This is a genomic window from Streptomyces sp. NPDC048481 (assembly GCF_043200075.1).
Classification (GTDB): domain Bacteria; phylum Actinomycetota; class Actinomycetes; order Streptomycetales; family Streptomycetaceae; genus Streptomyces.
In genome coordinates this window covers 51,226-66,601 of record NZ_JBICXC010000006.1, presented here as the reverse complement: position 1 = coordinate 66,601, position 15,376 = coordinate 51,226, and the positions used below count along the sequence as shown (strand labels likewise).

The window sequence follows — 15,376 nt, the reverse complement described above, 5'->3', positions numbered from 1 at the left end:
CGGGGGCGGCGCGCACCCGCGGGCCGGGCCGGGCGCCCTTGAGCGGAGGGCGCCCCGCCCGGCCGGCCGTGTTCCGCGGCCGGGCCCGAGGCGCGCTCAGATGTGCTGTCCGGAACCGCTCCCCGTCGACACGTCGATGCCCTGCACGATGGTGTCGATGACGGACGGGCTCTGGTCGGCGTCGAGGCCGAAGCGCAGCACCACCAGTCGCTTGGAGTCGGCCGGGGCCGGGAACGCCACCGACTGCACATAGCCGTCCGCGCCCTTGCTCGTGACCGCCTTCCAGCGCACCAGGTAGCCCTTCTGCCCGGCCACCGTGACCGCCTTCGAGGCGAGCACCTGGTGCGAGGTGATCGCGCCGTACGTCGTGCCGCCGTAGGACTCCTCGGCGTTGGCCGCGATGTCCGCCTTCGCGACCGCCTCGGCGGTGCCGCCCTTGGCCTTCAGCGCCTCGGCGGGCGCGGAGTACACGCCCCCCTTCGTGCAGGTCTTGGAGGTGTCGCCCGGGCACTTGTAGGTGGACTCGGAGTTCACCTGCGCACCCACGTTCATCTCCTGGCCCGCCCAGCCGGCCGGAACGGGGATGCTGATGCCGTTCAGCGCGTCGGTCACCGAGCCGCTCCTGATCTTCGGCGCCTCGGACTCCCCGGGCGAGGGGGAGCCCCCGCCGGACCCGCCGGACCCGCCGGACCCGCCGGATCCTCCCGGGCCGCCGAAGGGGCCGCCGTCCTGGCCGCCGGCGCCGCCCGGCCCCTGGGCCGTGCCGCCGCCGCCCGACCCGTCGTCCCGGGCCAGCGCGTACACGCCCACCCCGATGCTGGTCAGGACGGCGACCGCCACGGCCACGGCTATTCCCGTGCGCAGCCCGCGCCGCCCGCCCGCGCCCTGCGGCGCCGCGGGATATCCGGGATGTCCCGGGTATCCCGGATAACCGGGGTATCCCGGGTAGCCGGGCTGCCCCGGCGGGGCCGCGTATCCGGGGTGGTCCAGCTGGGTCGGGTGCGCCGGATACGTCGCGTCGGCCGGGCCCTGCGCCGGCGGACCCCATGCGGCGGCCTCACCCGCGGTGCGGGTCCGGTCCGTCCACGCCTTGCCGTCCCACCAGCGTTCGGTGGCCGGACCGTCATTCGTCTGCCCCGGGTCGGGATACCACCCGGGAGGAGTCACCTGCGTCATACCCCCACCGTATGAGGCGTCGGTGAAAGCCGGATGAGAGGGCGGCCCCCCGCGCCGGATCCACCCGGCGCGCCCGGAGACCGGGGTGGCGCGATCCGGCCGTCAATTCGGTGCGCGTCGCTCCCTGTTGACGCCGGGGAGGCTCTCGTGCAGGCCCGCCGGTGCCTCCGCAGCCGTCACCCGTCACCCGTGGAGCGGGACCTGCGCCGTCCACCCTCCACACGGACCCGCGGCGGGCTACGCTCGACGTCGGTACGTCGTTCGGGCGACATGGGGAGGTAGCGGGATGACGGAGGTCAGGCCGACGACGGCCCCCTCGGCTCCCCTCTGGGAGCGCGACGAGGAAGTCGCCGCCATCGCGCGGGCGGTGGACAGGCTTTGCGCCGACCGGTCCTCCTCGGGCCACCTGCTGGTGCTCCGGGGCGAGGCAGGATTCGGCAAGACCGCCTTGCTGGCCGAGACCCGTCGTATCGCCGAGGCCCGCGGCTGCGCGGTGTGGTCGGCCCGCGGCGGCGAGACCCTGCGGTCCGTCCCCTTCAACGTGGTCCGGCAACTGCTTCAGCCCGCGCTGCTCACGCTGCACCCGGAGGAGGCCCGCGAGTACCTCGGCGACTGGTACGACATCGCCGGCCCCGCCCTCGGCATCGCGGAGCCCGGCGAGGGCCACGCCGACCCGCAGGGCGTGTGCGACGGCCTCGTCGCCGCCGTCACCCGACTGGCCCGCGGGGGCTACCCGCTCGTCCTGCTGATCGACGACGCGCACTGGGCCGACCAGGAGAGCCTGCGCTGGCTCGCTGCGTTCGTCGAACGCCTCGACGAACTCTGCGTCCTGGTCGTCGTGGCCCGCAGGCCCGGCGAGATCAAGGGCGACGCCGCCCGCCTCCTCGACGCCGTCGACGAGGCCGCCGGCCGCTCCGTCACGAGCCTCAGCGCCCTCACCCCGGCCGCGGTCGCGGGCCTCACCCGCGCCACCCTCGGAGCGCACGCCGACGCCGCGTTCTGCCGCGAGGTGTGGGCGGTCACCGACGGCAACCCGTACGAGACCGTCGAACTCCTCGCCAAGGTCCGCGACAGCGAACTGGCGCCCAGCGAGTCCTCGGCCACCGAACTGCGCCCCCTCAACCGTGCCGCCCGTGGCGGCGGACTCGTCGACCGCCTGGAGAAACTCGGCGTCGACGCCACCAAGTTCGCCATGGCCGCCGCGATCCTCGGCGCCGACATCTCCGTCGCCCAGGCCGCCCGGCTCGCCGGCCTCGGCCGCGACGAGGCGGTGCGCTGCGCCGAACTGCTGCGCAACGCCCGCATCCTCACCGAGCCCGACCCCGGCGCCGTCCCCGCGGACGACGGCGACCTCGAGTTCGTCCACCCGCTGATCGCCACCGCCGTCTACGACTCGATCCCCGGCGGGCTGCGCACCGCGATGCACGGCATCGCCGCCCAGGTCGTCACCGACGCCGGCAAAGGACTCGCCGCCGCCTCCCGGCATCTGCTCCAGGTGCACGCGGAGGGCGACGAGGAACTCGTCGAGCAACTGCGCGAAGCCGCCCGCGAACACCTGGCCGTCGGCGCCCCCGACGCGGCCCGCCGCTGCCTGGAACGCGCCCTGCGGGAACCGCCCGTCCCCGACGTCCACGCCCACCTGCTCTACGAACTGGGCTGCGCCACCCTCCTCACCGCACCCGCCAAGACCATCGAGCACCTGCGCACGGCCCTGTCCCTGCCGGGCCTCGACGGCGGCGAACGCGTCGACGCCGTCTACCGCCTCTCCCAGGCCCTCCTGCACAACGACCAGATGGACGAGGCCGTCCGCACGGTCGAGGCGGAGGCCGCCCGGCTGGCGCCCGGGCCCGCGCGGATGCGGCTCCAGGCCGTGCAGTTCATGTGGGAAGGCGTGAACGCCGGCGAGCCGACCTCGCCGCACGGTTCCGAGAAGCTCGCCGCGCTCGCCGCGACCTGCACCGGCCGGGACAACGCCGAGCGCGCCCTGCTCATCCTGCGCGGCTTCGACGCCATGACCCACGGCGAGAACGCCGAGGAGGTCGTCGAGTTCTGCGACCGCGCCCTGGTCAACGGCCGCCTCGCCCCCGGCCTCGGCTGGACCGACCAGGAGTGGGGCATCGAACTGCTGATGATGCTGGCCAGCTCCTACGCCTACACCGACCGGCTCGACCGCGCCGACGCCCTCTTCAACGAGGCCCTGCGCGCCTACGTCTCCGCCGGCTGGAGCGGCGGCCACCTCGCCCTGGCCCACGCCTACCTCGGGCTGGGACTGCGCCGCCGGGGCCGCCTGAAAGAGGCGGAGGAGTCCCTGCGGGAGTCGTTGCGACTCGCCGAGCGCGTCGGCCGCGGCCTGCCCCTGTACTGGTCGGCGATCTGCAACCTGGTCGACACGCTGCTCGTCCGCGGCCATGTCGGGGAGGCCTGGGAGATCGCCGAGCAGTACGGCTTCGCCCCGCCCTACCCGTCCACGATCGTGCTGCCCGACCCCCGCTCGGTGCGCGGCCGGCTGCTGCTCGCCGTCGGCCGGTTCAAGGACGGCGTCAACGAACTGGAGCAGGCCGAGAAGGCGGCCGCCGTGCGCGGCCACTGCAACCCGGTGATGGTCCCCTGGGCCGTCGACCTCGCCCGCGCCCTGGCCCACGAGGACCCGGCCCGCGCGGCCCGGCTCGCGACCGAGGCGCGCCGCCAGGCCGAGCGCTTCGGCACCGACACCGCGATCGGCGAGGCCCTGCGCTGCGCCGCCGCCCTGGAGACCGGCCAGCGCGCGGTCCGGCTCGCCCAGCAGGCGGTCACCTATCTGGAGTCCTCGCCCTGCCAGTACGAACACGCGGCCGCCCGCGTCGAGTACGGCATCCTCTCCCGCTCGGTCTCCGAACTGAGCCGGGGTCTCACGCTGGCGCGTTCCTGCGGCGCGGACGCCCTGGCGGAGAAGGCGCAGCAGGCCCTCCAGAGCCTGGGCGCGCCCCAGGCGGGCCTGGTGCCCGGACAGACCCGGCGTTAGCACGAAGCCGCCGGCCCGTCCCGCGGGCCGGAACCCGCCGGCTCGGCCCGAAGGCACGTGAGCCCGTCAGCCCGTCAGCCCGTCAGCCCGTCAGCCCGTCAGCCCGTCAGCCCGTCAGCCCGTCGGTCCGTGGCGGCCGTTCCGGGGCCGGGGCGGGCCGGCCGCCGGTCCGGGTCGGTCGGTGTCGTTCCCGGCAGGTTCCGGGGCGGACCGCGGGGCGTCCGGGCCGGCTTCCTCGGCGAGCACCCGCTGGGCCGTGGCGAACGCCGAGTTCGCGGCCGGGACTCCGCAGTAGACGGCCGTCTGGAGGAGGACGGCCCCGATCTCGTCCGGGGTCAGGCCGTTGCGTCGGGCGGCCCGCACGTGCATGGCGAGTTCCTCGTAGTGGCCGCGGGCCACCAGCGCGGTCAGGGTGATCATGCTGCGCTCGCGGCGGTCCAGCGTCGGGTCCGTCCAGATCTCGCCCCAGGCGTAGCGGGAGATGAAGTCCTGGTAGCGGGCGGTGAACGCGGTCTGCCGCGCCTGGGCCCGGTCCACGTGCGCGTCCCCGAGGACCTCGCGCCGGACCGCCATGCCCCGCGCGGCCCCGCCGTCGAGGTGGGCCCGCAGCGCGGTCAGCACGGCCTCGGGGCACTCGGCGGGCGCGAGATGGGAGGCGTCCGCGAGTTCGACCAGGGTGGCGTCCGGCACCGCGTCCGCGATCTCCCGCAGATGCGCGGGCGGCGTCGCCGGGTCCTGCCGGCCGGCGATCAGCAGGGTCCGCACGGCTATCTCCGGGAGCCGCTCGCGCAGATCGAACGTGGCGAGCGCGTCGCAGCACGCGGCGTACGCCTCCGGATCGGCGGCGCGGTGGTCGGCGATCAGCTTCGGCGCGGTGAACCCCGGCGTGAACCAACGGCCGTTCGCGGTCCGGGCGAGGTCCGCCAGCCCCTCGCGGCGGACCCGCGCGGCCCGCTCCTGCCACGGCCCGGGCCCGTCGAAGTGGGCGGAGGAGCAGATCACGGCCAGCGAGGAGACCCGTTCGCGGTGGTGCAGCGCGAGGTACAGCCCCACCGCGCCGCCCAGGGACACGCCCGCGTAGGCGAACCTCTCCAGGCCGAGGGAGTCGGCGAGGGCCAGGACCAGGCCGGCCAGATCGCCCACGGTGGCGCCGGGCCCGATCAGGTCGGCGGCCGAACCGCCGTGTCCCGGCAGGTCCCAGCGGATCACCCGGCGGGTGAGGGACAGTTCGGGCGCGACCTCGTCCCACAGCGCGTGCGAGGCGCCCAGCGAGGGGCCGAGCAGCAGCGCGGGCGCGGAAGCCGGCCCCTCGGCACGGTGGTTGAGCAGCTTCCCGGTCAACGTCGCTCCAGGGCACGGTCGGTGAGGGCTCCGGCGGAGCCGGTGTAGCGGGCCGGATCGGTGAGTTCGCCGAGGTCGACGTCCTTCAGGTCGGCTTCCCGGGCGAGGAGTTCGACGAGCGGCCGGTTCTCGGCACAGGCCCGCCGGGCCAGTTCGGTGAGGAGTTCCCGGGCACGGGCGCGGCCGAGCAGTCCCGACAGCTCGGCGGACAGCCGCTCGGAGACGACGAGCCCGTGGGTGAGGCCGAGGTTCGCGCGCATCGCGTCCGCGTCCACCCGCAGGCCCTCCGCCAGCTCCGCCGCGTCCCGGGCGGCCCCGCCGACCAGCCGCAGCAGATCCCTGAGCGGCTCCCACTCGGCGTGCCAGGCCCCGGCCGGGCGTTCGTCCTGGGCGACCAGGGAGCCGTACAGCGTGGCGGCGAGCTGCGGAGCCCGTCGCGCGGCCGCGGCGATCAGCGTCGAGCGCACCGGGTTCGCCTTGTGCGGCATGGCCGATGAGCCGCCCGCGCCGCCTTCGGCGAGTTCGCCGATCTCGGTGCGGCCCAGGACGAGGACGTCCTCGGCGAGCTTGCCCAGCGCGCCCGCCGCGAACGCCAGGCAGGCGGCGAGGTCGGCGACGGGCGTGCGCAGCGTGTGCCATGGCAACAGCGGTGCGGCCAGGCCGGTTTCGCGGGCGTACGCGGCGCTGAGCGCGCTCGTGTCCGGCACGCCGTACGCCGTGAAGGCGGCCGCCGTCCCCGCCGCGCCGCCGAGCTGGGCGGGCAGCGCGTCCCGTACGGCGGTGATCCGGTCGCGGGCGTCCAGCACCAGGGAGCGCCAGCCGGCCGCCTTCAGCCCGAAGGTGGTCGGCACCGCATGCTGGGTGAGGGTGCGTGCGGCCATCGCCGTGTCGCGGTGCCGGGCGGCGAGCCGGGCCAGCGCCTCCTGGACGCGGTCGAGGTCGGCCAGCACCGGGTCCAGGGTCCGCGCCGCGACCAGCATCGTCGCCGTGTCCATGATGTCCTGGCTGGTCGCGCCCCGGTGCACGTACGGGCCGTACTCGGGACCGGCCGCCTCGGTGAGGTCGGCGACCAGCGGGATCACCGGGTTGCCGCCGCCGCGGGCGCGCTCGGCGAGGGAGCGCGCGTCGAACGCGCCGCTCGCGGCCGAGGTGACCGCCGCCCCCGCCCCCTCCGGGACCGCGCCCAGCGCCTCCTGGGCGCGGGTCAGCGCGGCCTCCGCGTCCAGGAGCGCCCGCAGGTAGGCGTCGTCGTCCGTCGTGCGGGCGGCGGGGGAGCCGGTCCACCCCGGGGCGAGCAGAGCGGATCCGGGCCGGGCGGCAGATGTCACTGGAACTCCAGGAAGACCGTCTCGCCTTCGCCCTGAAGGCGGATGTCGAAACGGTAGGTCCCCGACGGTTCCCGCGTCGCGACCAGCGTGTCGCGCCGCGCCGGGTCCACCCGCCGCAGCAGCGGGTCGGCGGCGAGCGCCGCGTCGTCGCCGGGCAGGTAGATCCGGGTGAACAGGTGCACCAGGAGTCCGCGCGCGAACACGCACACGCTCAGGTGGGGGGCGCTGCCGCCGCGCGCGCCGGGCCGCAGGGTCCGTGCGGACCAGTGCCCGTCGGCGTCGGTCTGGACCCGGCCCCAGCCGGTGAACTCCACGCCGTTGCGGCCCAGGAACCCGCCGGACGCCGGATCGCGGCGCATCGACCCGTCGACCCGCGGCAGCCTGCCGGCCGGGTCCGCGCCCCACAGTTCCAGCAACGCGTCCGGCAGCGCCACGCCCGCGCCGTCGTACACGTATCCCCGCAGGGCGACGGCGTCCGGGTGGCCGGGCGGGGCGATGTCGCCGCCGCCGGGGAACGGCAGGGCGTGCCCGTAGAAGGGGCCGACCGTGTGCGACGGGGTGGGCAGCACGGTCTCCGGACGGCTCGGGTCGGTCTTCGTCATGGCGGCTCAGCGTCCTTCTTCGATCCAGGTGGCCCGCGGCCCGTCGAGCACGATGTCCCAGTGGTAGCCCATGGAGAACTCGGGCACGGACAGGCTGTGGTCGTAGGTGGCGACCAGCCGCTGCCGGGCCGCGTCGTCCGTCACCGACTGGATGATCGGGTCGTAGGGGAGGAGCGGGTCGCCGGGGAAGTACATCTGGGTCACGAGCCGCTGGGTGAAGGCCGTGCCGAACAGCGAGAAGTGGATGTGCGCCGGCCGCCAGGCGTTGAGGTGCTGACGCCAGGGGTAGGGGCCCGGCTGGACGGTGGTGAAGCGGTAGAAGCCGCTGTCGTCGGTCAGGGTGCGGCCGACTCCGGTGAAGTTCGGGTCCAGCGGCGCGTCGTGCTGCTCGCGCCGGTGGGCGTAGCGTCCGGCCGAGTTGGCCTGCCAGATCTCGACCAGTTGACCGCGCACCGGACGACCGTCGCGGTCCAGCAGCCGGCCCGAGACGGTGATGCGCTCGCCGATCGGCTCGCCGTGGTGCTGGCGGGTGAGGTCGTTGTCGGTCTCGGTGACGTCCCGCGCGCCGAAGGCGGGGGAGGCCAGCTCCACCAGCTCCGGATCCCCGCTGACGTCGACGGCGACCGGCGGCTGCTTCGGGTGGCGCAGGACGGACGAGCGGTAGGGCGCGTAGTCGCGGCGCGGCTGGTGTTCGACGGGCGCGCCGCCGGCGAGCCGCTTCCGGTAGGCGGCGTGCTCGGCCGCGATCTCCCGGTCCATGTCGGCTTGCGTGAGGGCCATGGGGGTTCCCGGTCTTCCTGTCGTTCGGGGACGGGGGCGACGGCGCCGCCGTGGCGGCCCATCGGGGTGCGGACGGCGTCGACGACGTGGACGGTCCTCGGGCCGGCGCTCATGACGGGGCCTTTGTGCGCCCCTCCACCCGGACCTCGGCGGCGGTCTTCGCCACGATCTCCGCGACGCCGACCCCCGGCGCGGTCTCCACCAGCGCCAGGCCCTCCTCCGTGACGTCGAGGACGCCGAGGTCGGTGACGATCCGGTCGACGCAGCGCCTCCCGGTCAGCGGCAGCGCGCAGTCGGCCAGGATCTTGGGGCTGCCGTCCTTGGCGGTGTGGGTCATGACGACGATGACCGTGCGGGCCCCGTGCACCAGGTCCATCGCCCCGCCGATACCGGTGATCATCTTGCCCGGGACGGCCCAGTTCGCCAGGTCGCCGTGTTCGGAGACCTGCATCGCGCCCAGCACGGCCACGTCGATGTGCCCGCCGCGGATCATGCCGAAGGACAGGGCCGAGTCGAAGAAGGACGCGCCCGGCAGCACCGTCACGGTCTCCTTGCCCGCGTTGATGAGGTCCGGGTCGACCGCGTCCTCGGCGGGGTAGGGGCCGGTGCCGAGAATGCCGTTCTCGCTCTCCAGCACCACCTCGACGCCCGGCGGGAGGTGGTTGGGGATGAGCGTGGGCAGGCCGATGCCGAGGTTGACGTACTGGCCGTCCCGCAGTTCGCGCGCGGCGCGGGCGGCCATCTGCTCGCGTGTCCAGGCCATCAGCCGCTCACCGTCCGCCGTTCGATCTTCTTGTCGTCGGCCTGCTCCGGGGTCAGGGCGACCACGCGCTGCACGAAGACGCCGGGCACGTGCACCGCGTCCGGGTCGATCTCACCGGGCTCCACGAGCTGCTCGACCTCCGCGATCGTGACGCGTCCGGCCATCGCGGCGAGCGGGTTGAAGTTGCGGGCGGCCTTGTTGAAGACCAGGTTGCCGTGCCGGTCGCCGCGGGCGGCCCGCACCAGCGCGAAGTCGGTGCGGATGCCGCGCTCCAGCACGTACTCCACCCCGTCGAACTCCCTGACCTCCTTCGGCGGCGACGCCAGCGCGACGCCGCCCGCACCGTCGTAGCGCCACGGCAGTCCGCCCTCGGCGACCTGCGTGCCCACCCCGGCGGGCGTGTAGAAGGCGGGGATGCCGGCGCCGCCGGACCGCAGCCGTTCGGCCAGCGTGCCCTGCGGGATCAGCTCGACCTCCAGCTCCCCGGCCAGGTACTGGCGGGCGAACTCCTTGTTCGCGCCGATGTAGGAGCCGGTCACCCGGGCGATCCGCCCGGCGGCGAGCAGCACCGCGAGGCCCGACTCCATCGCCCCGCAGTTGTTGGAGACGACCGACAGTGCGCTGACGCCCCGCTCGTACAAGGCCCCGATGAGGACGCCGGGCACGCCGCTCAGGCCGAAACCGCCCACTGCCAGCGACGCGCCGTCGGGCACGTCGGCCACCGCCTCCAGGGCTGTGGCGACCACCTTGTCCATCCGTGAAGCCCATCTCTCGAACCTGCTGACGCGGACCGAGGCGCTCCGCGCGATAGTCAGCACACTGAGCATCTCGTCGAGACCTCGCACACGCTGCCACCGTCGGCCGAACCCGTCAATACCCGTGCTGCAGTGCGGATTCGGCCGGCCGGGAGGTGCGACGTGCCCGCCGTCGAGCGGTATCGTTCAGTGCACCGATCGATTTCAGCAGAGGAGCGCTCATGGCCGCGGTGGACCTCGCCAGCCATCCCGGGCACCTGGCCCGGCGGCTCCAGCAGGCGCACTACCTGCTGTGGAACACGATGGTCTCCGAGGAGATCACCTCGCCGCAGTTCGCGGTCCTCAACGCGCTCGTCGCCGAACCGGGCCTCGACCAGCGCACGGTGGGGGAGCGGGTCGGCCTCGACCGCTCCACCGTCGCCGAGGTGATCAGCAGGCTCACCCGGCGGTCCCTCCTCGACAAGGTCCGCGACCCGCAGGACGGCCGCCGCTTCCTGCTGCGGCTCACCGAGGACGGGCTGCGCACCCACCGCAGGCTCACCGTGCGCACCGCCCGGATGAACCAGGTCTTCCTGTCGCCGCTGTCGGCCGAGGAACAGGCCCTGTTCCTCCGGCTGATCCAGCGCGTCTCGGACGCGGCCGAGGGACTGCGCAACCCGGCCGAGGCCCTGCCGGCCGGCCGGGCCTGACCGCGGACGGACCGGGAGGCCGGGGCCGTCGACAGGGGTTCGGCCGGAACCGGGGGAGGCCGCCCCGCGACGGGACCCGCTCATGACGTGGCCGGTCCCGACGGCGGGTTCCGCTCACGGCGCCTTCGCGAAGACCACCCACACCTGCCCCGCGGCGAACGCGACGGGACTGCCGTCGGCCGCGGTGAACTCCGTGCCGTCCTCCGCCTTCGCGCGCTTCCAGCGGACGTCGTAGGCCCGCCCGTCGCGCAGCACCTCCGCCTTCCCCGAGCCCACCGTCTGGGTGTACGGCGTGTTGTTACCGAGGAAGTCGTGGAATACCGAGGCGCGCACCCGCACGTACTGCACGACCACCGTGGCCGGGGCCGACCGCTGTCCGTCTGCCGCCACGGTGGGCCTGCCGTCCGTCGAGACCAGCCAGCGGGACCGGTCGGCGGACCAGGTGAACGTGAACGAGGCCGCCGGATAGCGCACGGTCCGCGAGGTCTCGGGAGTGCCCCCGGCGGGCGCCGCGCCGAACCGGAAGCCCGTGGTCAGCGCCTCCCTGCCCGGCGCGACGGGCAGCAGACGGCTCGGGCGCAGGTACAGGTTGTGCGGCGCGGCCCGCCCGCCGCCCCGGAAATAGGCGTCGGCCTTCTCCTCGGGCGTGACGGCGTCCAGTGGCGCCCGGTCGATCAGCGGCAGCAGCTTTCCCTGCGCGCCGGAGAACGCCAGCACCGGCCGCTCGAACTGCCGCAACAGCTCCAGGTCGGACTCCCGGGCGCTGCGCACCGGCCCCACGGCCTTCGGCAGCCTGGTCGCGTAGACGGCCATCAGACGGCTCAACCCGCCCTCGACCTGCTCGGCGTACACGACGTCCGCCGCGTCGAGGCCCGTCTGCGGGCGGGCGTCCGGCGCGTTGTCGATCTTCACGGCGAGTACCGGGCCCAGGCCCGCACCGGTGGCGGTGCCGGTCGGGCTCGGGCTCCGCGACGGGCTGCGGCCGTCGTCGGGCGAGGAGGATCCGCCGGACGTGCAGGCCGCGGCGGCGAGCGACAGCGCCAGCGCGACGGCCGCCGCCGACACCGCCGTCGCCGCCGTGGAGGGAGGGCGGGCGCGCCCTGTGCGCGCCCCGCGTCTCGAACGATTCGTGTCTTTCATGGGCACCCCCGTCCCGTGACTCGATTGTGCGCTCGCGCGTTCGAAACTGGCCATCCGGGACTCGGAGGGTGACGGTCCGGCGCGGCTGCCGACGACGTCCGTCGCACGGCCCGGCGGTTCGGGCCGGGGCGCTCGGGTACCCGGGGCGCAGCCACGATCCGGGCCCCCCGGACCTGCCGGGGTCCCGCCCGGACGGCGGAAGGAGCGCGGCACGATGAAGGCAGTGACCTGGCAGGGCAAGCGCGACGTACGGGTGGACACCGTGCCCGATCCGACCATCCAGGAGCCCACGGACGCCGTCATCCGCGTCACGTCCAGCGGACTGTGCGGCTCCGACCTGCATCTCTACGAAGTGCTCACCCCGTTCATGACGCCGGGCGACATCCTCGGCCACGAGCCGATGGGCATCGTCGAGGAGGTCGGCGCCGGAGTGCCCGACCTACGGGTCGGCGACCGCGTGGTGGTGCCGTTCCAGATCGCCTGCGGCAGCTGCTGGATGTGCCTGAACGGCCTGCCCACCCAGTGCGAGACCACCCAGGTCACCGGCGAGGGCATGGGCGCCGCCCTGTTCGGCTACACCCGGCTGTACGGCGCGGTGCCCGGGGCGCAGGCCGAGTACCTGCGGGTGCCGCAGGCCCAGTTCGGCCCCATCAAGGTGCCCGACGGACCGCCCGACGACCGGTTCGTGTATCTCTCCGACGTCCTGCCCACGGCCTGGCAGGCGGTCGCCTACGCGGACATCCCCGAGGGCGGCAGCGTCGCCGTGCTCGGCCTCGGCCCCATCGGTGACATGGCCTGCCGGATCGCCCAGGTGCGCGGGGCCGGCCGGGTCTTCGGCGTGGACCTGGTGGGCGACCGGCTGCGCCGGGCCCGCGCGCGCGGCGTCGAGGCCTTCGACCTGCGCAGCTTCGACAGCGAGAAGGAGCTCGTCGACGCGATCCGGGACGAGACCGACGGCCGCGGCCCCGACGCCGTGATCGACGCCGTCGGCACCGAGGCCCACGGCAGCGCGGCCGCCCGCATGATCCAGAACGCCTCCGCCCTGCTCCCGCGCAAGATCAGCGGCCCGCTCGCGGAACGGTTCAGCGTGGACCGTCTCGCCGCCCTGCACACCGCCATCGAACTGGTGCGCCGCGGCGGAACCCTCTCGCTGGTCGGCGTCTACGGCGGTATGGCCGACCCGCTGCCGATGCTCACGATGTTCGACAAGCAGCTCCAGATCCGCATGGGACAGGCCAACGTCCGCCGCTGGAGCGACGAGATCATGCCGTACCTCACCGACGAGGACCCTCTCGGCGTCGACGACTTCGCCACCCACCGCGTGCCGCTCTCGGACGCCCCGCACGCGTACGAGATGTTCCAGCGCAAGCAGGACGGCGCGGTCAAGGTCCTGATGACACCGTGAGCGACGGCCGCGCCGCCCGGCCCCCGCGGCCGGGAGGCGCGGAGCGGCCCTCCGGCCCGGCCTGCCTGACAGGCGCGCGCTGATTTCCCCGACCTCCGGCGGTCCGCGCATCCGGCGGTCCGCGATTCACCCCCGCGTCCGGCCGCCGGTGTTCAGGTCCTGGGCGGTGCGCCCAGGATCTCCGCCAGGTCGTAGCGGACCGGCTCCTCCAGCTGCGCGTAGGTGCAGCTGGACGCGGTGCGGTCCGGGCGCCAGCGGCGGAAGCGGGCCGTGTGCCGAAAGCGCGCCCCGTTCTCCATGTGGTCGTAGGCCACCTCGGCCACGCGCTCGGGCCGCAGCGGAACCCAGGACAGGTCCTTCTTGCCGGACCAGCGGCTCGGCGCACCCGGCAGCCGCGCCGTCTCGTGCGCGGCCTCCTCCGACCAGGCCGCCCACGGGTGTTCGGCCGCGTCCGGCAGACGCAGCGGCTCCAGCTCCTCGACCAGCTCCGCCCGACGCTTCATGGTGAACGCGGCGGACACGCCCACGTGCTGGAGCGCGCCCCGGTCGTCGTAGAGGCCCAGCAGCAGGGAGCCCACCACCGGCCCGCTCTTGTGCAGGCGGTACCCGGCGACGACGACGTCGGCGGTGCGTTCGTGCTTCACCTTGAACATGGCGCGCTCGTCCTGGAGGTAGCGCAGGGTGAGCGGCTTGGCGATCACCCCGTCGAGGCCCGCGCCCTCGTACTCCTCGAACCACTGCCGGGCCACCTCGACGTCGGTCGTCGCCGGCGCCAGATGCACGGGCGCCGACACCCCGGCCAGCGCCCGGCTCAGCAGCTCGCGCCGGTCGGTCAGCGGCACGTCCAGCAGCGAGGTGTCGGCCAGCGCCAGGAGGTCGAAGGCCACGAACGAGGCCGGGGTCCGCTCGGCGAGCGTGCGCACCCGCGAGGCCGCGGGGTGGATGCGCTCCGTCAGGGCGTCGAAGTCGAGCCGCCCCTCCCGGGCGATCACGATCTCCCCGTCCAGCACGCACCGCGCCGGCACCCGCTCCCGCAGCGCCTCCACCAGCTCGGGAAAATACCTGGTCAAAGGCTTCCCGGTACGGCTGCCCAGCTCGATCTCGTCCCCGTCGCGGAACACGATAGCCCGGAAGCCGTCCCACTTCGCCTCGTACTGCATGCCCGGCGGGATGGCCGCCACCGACTTGGCGAGCATCGGCTTCACGGGCGGCATCACCGGCAGGTCCATGCTCCCGATTCTGCGCGAGGGCCGCCCGGATCGCCCGGTGTGCACACCCATGGGGGCACTGCTGCCGGTTCGCGTGGTGATGCGAGGTGACGGCGGTGTGCCTACCGTGGCTCGCATGGGCGATGCGGTGGAACTGGAACTGGCCGGGCGGACGGTACGGCTGTCCAGCCCGGACAAGGTCTTCTTCCCGGAGCGCGGCTTCACCAAGCTGGACCTCGCCCGCTACTACCAGGCCGTCGCCCCCGGCATCCTGCGCGCTCTGCGCGACCGCCCCACCACCCTGGAGCGCTACCCCGACGGAGTGACCGGCGAGTCCTTCTTCCAGAAGCGGGCGCCGAAGAACATGCCCGACTGGATCCCGATCGCGCACATCACGTTCCCCAGCGGCCGCAGCGCCGACGAGATGTGCCCCACGGAGGAGGCGGCCGTCCTGTGGGCCGCCCAGTTCGGCACCCTGACCTTCCACCCCTGGCCGGTGCGCCGCGCCGACGTCGACCACCCCGACGAACTGCGCATCGACCTCGACCCGCAGCCCGGCACCGACTTCGACGACGCGGTCCGCGCCGCGCACGAACTGCGCGCCGTGCTCGACGAGTTCGGCGGACTGCGGGGCTGGCCCAAGACCTCCGGCGGCCGCGGCCTGCACGTCTTCGTGCCGATCGAGCCCCGCTGGACCTTCACACAGGTCCGGCGCGCCGCCATCGCCGTCGGCCGGGAGATGGAACGCCGGATGCCGGAGCAGGTGACGATCAAGTGGTGGAAGGAGGAGCGCGGCGAGCGCATCTTCCTCGACTACAACCAGACCGCCCGCGACCGCACCATCGCCTCCGCCTACTCCGTGCGCCCCCGCCCGCACGCCCCCGTCTCGGCGCCGCTGCGCTGGGACGAGGTCGGCACGGCGCACCCCCGTGACTTCGACATCGCGACCATGCCGGCCCGCTACGCCGAACTCGGCGACGTGCACGCCGACATGGACGACCACGCCTTCTCCCTCGACGCCCTTCTCGACCTCGCCCGGCGCGACGAACACGAGCACGGCCTGGGCGACCTGCCCTATCCGCCGGAGTATCCGAAGATGCCGGGGGAGCCCAAACGGGTGCAGCCGAGCCGGGCGCGGCACGAGGACACCCCGGGCGGGCAGGAGCCGGCCCACTGACGTGACCCGGC

Annotated in this window: 13 protein-coding genes; 4 read left to right on the top strand and 9 right to left on the bottom strand. The window is 74.4% G+C overall.

Going from position 1 to position 15,376, the window contains the following annotated elements; all coding sequences use genetic code 11:
* Positions 1 to 96 precede the first annotated feature (96 nt).
* On the bottom strand, positions 97 to 1,176 hold the full coding sequence (locus ACGFSH_RS19750) for a DUF2510 domain-containing protein (protein WP_393350213.1): 1,080 nt from the start codon (positions 1,174 to 1,176) through the stop codon (positions 97 to 99).
* A 286-nt stretch (positions 1,177 to 1,462) separates the two neighbouring features.
* Here ACGFSH_RS19750 and ACGFSH_RS19745 point away from each other — a divergent pair, with 286 nt between their 5' ends.
* Positions 1,463 to 4,177, top strand: coding sequence for an ATP-binding protein (locus ACGFSH_RS19745; RefSeq protein WP_393350210.1), 2,715 nt, complete (start codon positions 1,463 to 1,465; stop codon positions 4,175 to 4,177).
* A gap of 114 nt (positions 4,178 to 4,291) precedes the next feature.
* Here the strand turns inward: ACGFSH_RS19745 and pcaD are convergent, their stop codons facing one another.
* The 6 genes from pcaD to ACGFSH_RS19715 all read right to left on the bottom strand — a co-directional run bounded on the left by pcaD (position 4,292) and on the right by ACGFSH_RS19715 (position 9,746).
* Complete coding sequence (gene pcaD, locus ACGFSH_RS19740; protein WP_393350207.1) at positions 4,292 to 5,518, bottom strand: 3-oxoadipate enol-lactonase; 1,227 nt, start codon at positions 5,516 to 5,518, stop codon at positions 4,292 to 4,294.
* A complete protein-coding gene (gene pcaB, locus ACGFSH_RS19735) occupies positions 5,515 to 6,846 on the bottom strand; it encodes a 3-carboxy-cis,cis-muconate cycloisomerase (protein WP_393350205.1) in 1,332 nt (443 codons plus the stop codon). The genes pcaD and pcaB overlap by 4 nt, the downstream gene beginning before the upstream one ends.
* Positions 6,843 to 7,448 carry a protocatechuate 3,4-dioxygenase subunit alpha gene (gene pcaG, locus ACGFSH_RS19730; protein ID WP_393350202.1) on the bottom strand — a complete coding sequence of 202 codons (606 nt, stop codon included), beginning with the start codon at positions 7,446 to 7,448 and terminating at the stop codon, positions 6,843 to 6,845. The genes pcaB and pcaG overlap by 4 nt, the downstream gene beginning before the upstream one ends.
* A 6-nt stretch (positions 7,449 to 7,454) precedes the next feature.
* Positions 7,455 to 8,228 (bottom strand): protocatechuate 3,4-dioxygenase subunit beta, encoded by a 774-nt coding sequence (pcaH, locus tag ACGFSH_RS19725; RefSeq protein WP_393350199.1) that lies wholly within the window; start codon positions 8,226 to 8,228, stop codon positions 7,455 to 7,457.
* Between the two features lie 109 nt (positions 8,229 to 8,337).
* The gene (locus ACGFSH_RS19720; protein WP_393350197.1) at positions 8,338 to 8,991 is read right to left on the bottom strand and encodes a CoA transferase subunit B; all 654 of its coding nucleotides are present in this window, start codon (positions 8,989 to 8,991) and stop codon (positions 8,338 to 8,340) included.
* Positions 8,991 to 9,746, bottom strand: coding sequence for a CoA transferase subunit A (locus ACGFSH_RS19715; protein WP_393350195.1), 756 nt, complete (start codon positions 9,744 to 9,746; stop codon positions 8,991 to 8,993). Before ACGFSH_RS19715 ends, ACGFSH_RS19720 begins: the two co-directional genes overlap by 1 nt.
* A 221-nt stretch (positions 9,747 to 9,967) precedes the next feature.
* Between ACGFSH_RS19715 and ACGFSH_RS19710 the strand changes: the two genes are divergently transcribed.
* Positions 9,968 to 10,435 carry a MarR family winged helix-turn-helix transcriptional regulator gene (locus tag ACGFSH_RS19710; protein WP_393350193.1) on the top strand — a complete coding sequence of 156 codons (468 nt, stop codon included), beginning with the start codon at positions 9,968 to 9,970 and terminating at the stop codon, positions 10,433 to 10,435.
* A 114-nt stretch (positions 10,436 to 10,549) separates the two neighbouring features.
* Here the strand turns inward: ACGFSH_RS19710 and ACGFSH_RS19705 are convergent, their stop codons facing one another.
* Positions 10,550 to 11,575 (bottom strand): DUF3048 domain-containing protein, encoded by a 1,026-nt coding sequence (locus ACGFSH_RS19705; RefSeq protein ID WP_393350191.1) that lies wholly within the window; start codon positions 11,573 to 11,575, stop codon positions 10,550 to 10,552.
* A gap of 214 nt (positions 11,576 to 11,789) precedes the next feature.
* Between ACGFSH_RS19705 and ACGFSH_RS19700 the strand changes: the two genes are divergently transcribed.
* Positions 11,790 to 12,980 carry a zinc-dependent alcohol dehydrogenase gene (locus ACGFSH_RS19700; protein WP_393350189.1) on the top strand — a complete coding sequence of 397 codons (1,191 nt, stop codon included), beginning with the start codon at positions 11,790 to 11,792 and terminating at the stop codon, positions 12,978 to 12,980.
* 152 nt (positions 12,981 to 13,132) lie between these two features.
* On the opposite strand, the gene ACGFSH_RS19695 is transcribed toward ACGFSH_RS19700, so the two are convergent.
* Positions 13,133 to 14,209 carry an ATP-dependent DNA ligase gene (locus ACGFSH_RS19695; RefSeq protein WP_393350187.1) on the bottom strand — a complete coding sequence of 359 codons (1,077 nt, stop codon included), beginning with the start codon at positions 14,207 to 14,209 and terminating at the stop codon, positions 13,133 to 13,135.
* A gap of 115 nt (positions 14,210 to 14,324) precedes the next feature.
* Here ACGFSH_RS19695 and ligD point away from each other — a divergent pair, with 115 nt between their 5' ends.
* Positions 14,325 to 15,365 carry a non-homologous end-joining DNA ligase gene (gene ligD / locus ACGFSH_RS19690; RefSeq protein WP_393350184.1) on the top strand — a complete coding sequence of 347 codons (1,041 nt, stop codon included), beginning with the start codon at positions 14,325 to 14,327 and terminating at the stop codon, positions 15,363 to 15,365.
* Positions 15,366 to 15,376 lie beyond the last annotated feature (11 nt).